Annotated in this window: 1 protein-coding gene and 1 pseudogene; one reads left to right on the forward strand and one right to left on the reverse strand. The window is 52.2% G+C overall.

Going from position 1 to position 2,383, the window contains the following annotated elements:
- Positions 1-69: 69 nt before the first annotated feature.
- Positions 70-327: pseudogene (locus QUB70_RS16930) on the forward strand (rhomboid family intramembrane serine protease); the annotation flags it as partial.
- Between the two features lie 368 nt (positions 328-695).
- Here QUB70_RS16930 and QUB70_RS16935 read toward each other — a convergent pair.
- The coding region (locus tag QUB70_RS16935) for a calcium-binding protein (protein WP_442927793.1) at positions 696-2,383 on the reverse strand (1,688 nt) is incomplete at its 5' end.

The raw sequence follows: 2,383 nt of genomic DNA on the forward strand, positions 1-2,383 counted from the left end.
ATTTATTTCAGGGTTTCATGCCTCCAAATTTAAAATTATTAAATTTGTCTGAATATCTGCGGAATGTGGGTTAGATATCCCCAAGCCAAAGTTCTGACACTGCTGCCCTTGGGAATCTTTATTACCACCGTCAGAGTCCCCGCTTTCTTCTTTCTAGGATTTTGGTTTGCACAGCAAGCATTGAGCGGCCTGGCTTCCTTGAATGCCCCGGCAAGTGTCGGCATGGAATCCGGGGGAGTTGCCTACTGGGCCCACGCGGGCGGCTTTGTTTTTGGCGCTATTCTCGGCCCTTTGTTAGGACTTTTTTCTGAGGAAAATCAAATTTAATTCTTAACCGCAGATGAACGCAAAGTAACGCAGATAAACCGCCAACGAAATCCGCGTTTATCTGCGTTTATCTGCGGTTTCAAACCTCTTATTATTCTCAAAGCTCGGTGCTAAGCTGTTGCGGCATTTAAATTGTCTGTTAAAAAACAATCAAACTCTTGTGGGGAGTAGGGGTTGGGCGTCCCGCCCGCCCTGAATATACAATTTAAATGCGCGGCAGCTTATGCTTGGCTCTTTAGTTGGGATTGTTTTCTGAAGATAATCAGATTTACGTTTTTACCGCAGATGAACGCAAAGAAACGAAGATAAACTGCCAACAAAATCGGCGTTTATCTGCGTTTATCTGCGGTTTCAAACCTCTTATCTTCCTAGATAAACGTCAAGTCAAATCCCGAAAGAGATGTCACTCCAGTTACACCATTTAACTTCGCCAAAATGCGAGAATCGCCGCCGGTGACATTATTGCCATTGCCGTCATAAATGATGTAAGTATTGCCGCCGGAATCGTAGGCAAACAAGAAAGCAGTTCCTCCCAGAATATTTGCAGAAACAGTTGTCTGCACATTCAGCAGAACTTGACTGCCATTGCTGAGATTGGGGAATCCGGGGGCAAAATTAAACTGATCCGCGATCGGCACACCGAGGCCGCTAAAATCAGTAATCACATCGTATCCGCCCGCTGCGATCGCAGCATCAATCGCCGCCGAAGAAGCCGCATCAAACGCCGGCCCACCCTCTGCGGGGCTGGTATAGCGGAATTGATTGCTGCCGCCGCCCCCCGTCATGGTATCTGCACCGAGGCCGCCTACGAGCACGTCGTTATCCAAACCGCCGTTAATCGTATCGCTGCCGCCTCCACCGTCAACAGTATCGCTGCCCAGCAAACCGTTCAAATTGTCCGGCAAAGAGCCCCCAATCAACTTGTTCGGCCCGCTATCTGCCGGCAAGATTTGAACGGTGACAGTACCTACGCCCGGAATTGTCCCGAATCCGTCGCTGACGCTGTAGGTGAAAGCAGTTGTACCCGCTACGTTGCCGGCGATGAACTGCACTTGAGAGACAAGATTTACAGCTATCCCCAGTTGCGGTGTGCTGACATTGATAATGTTGAGCGGCCCTTTTTGCGGGCTGGAGTCGTTCGCCAGCACGTCGATGAAAGTCGGCAGCAAATTATTCGTACTCGTAAATACGATGCCGTCATCGACAGCAACCGGCGACAGGATAGTTGGAACAGTTACGGAGGTATCGAAAGAGTTGATGTTAATCGCCACTGACGCTGCTGCCGTGCCGCCTTGGTCGTCAGCTACGCTGTAGCTGAAAGAACCGGCTTGCCCGATCGCGTTTGTTCCAGGTTGAAATGTCAGCCCCAGTAAATCCTGAACGGTTAACTTTTGGTTCACGGCGATCGGGTTCGTACCCGTAATTACCTGACCGAAAGTAGGATTGGGAAGTCCTACAACCGCGATCGACAGCGCTTGGCCCTCCGGGTCGCTGGGCGCCGAAATGCTCAGAGACAGAGGCAAATTCTGCAAACCAGTCAGCGTTTTGCCACTTTCGACGATCGGCGGCTGGTTAGGAGTCGGAGATGTAAAACTGGGCGGAGTCGGCCCCCCGCCAAAAGGCGTAGGAGTTGGGGTCGCCGCAGTGGGAGTCGGAACGATCGAAGGACTCGGACTCGGAGTTGTCCCGCCCGCAGTCGGAGTCGGAGTCGGACTCGGAACCTGTGTCGGCAATGTCCCCGGCGACGGAGTTGGACTCGGAGTTGTCCCGCCCGCAGTCGGAGTTGGAGTTGGAGTTGGAGTTGGAGTTGGAGTTGGAGTTGGAGTTGGAGTTGGAGTTGGAGTTGGAGTTGGAGTTGGTGTCGGAGTTGGAGTTGGAGTTGGAGTCGGAGTTGGAGTTGGAGTTGGAGTTGGAGTTGGAGTCGGAGTTGGAGTTGGAGTTGGAGTCGGTGCCGGAGTTGGAGAAGGACTTGTCCCCGTCGGAGTTGGAGAAGGACTTGTCCCCGTCGGAGTTGGAGAAGGACTTGTCCCCGTCGGAGTTGGAGAAGGACTTGTCC

The organism is Microcoleus sp. A003_D6 (assembly GCF_036702825.1).
In the GTDB taxonomy this organism is placed as follows: domain Bacteria; phylum Cyanobacteriota; class Cyanobacteriia; order Cyanobacteriales; family Microcoleaceae; genus Microcoleus.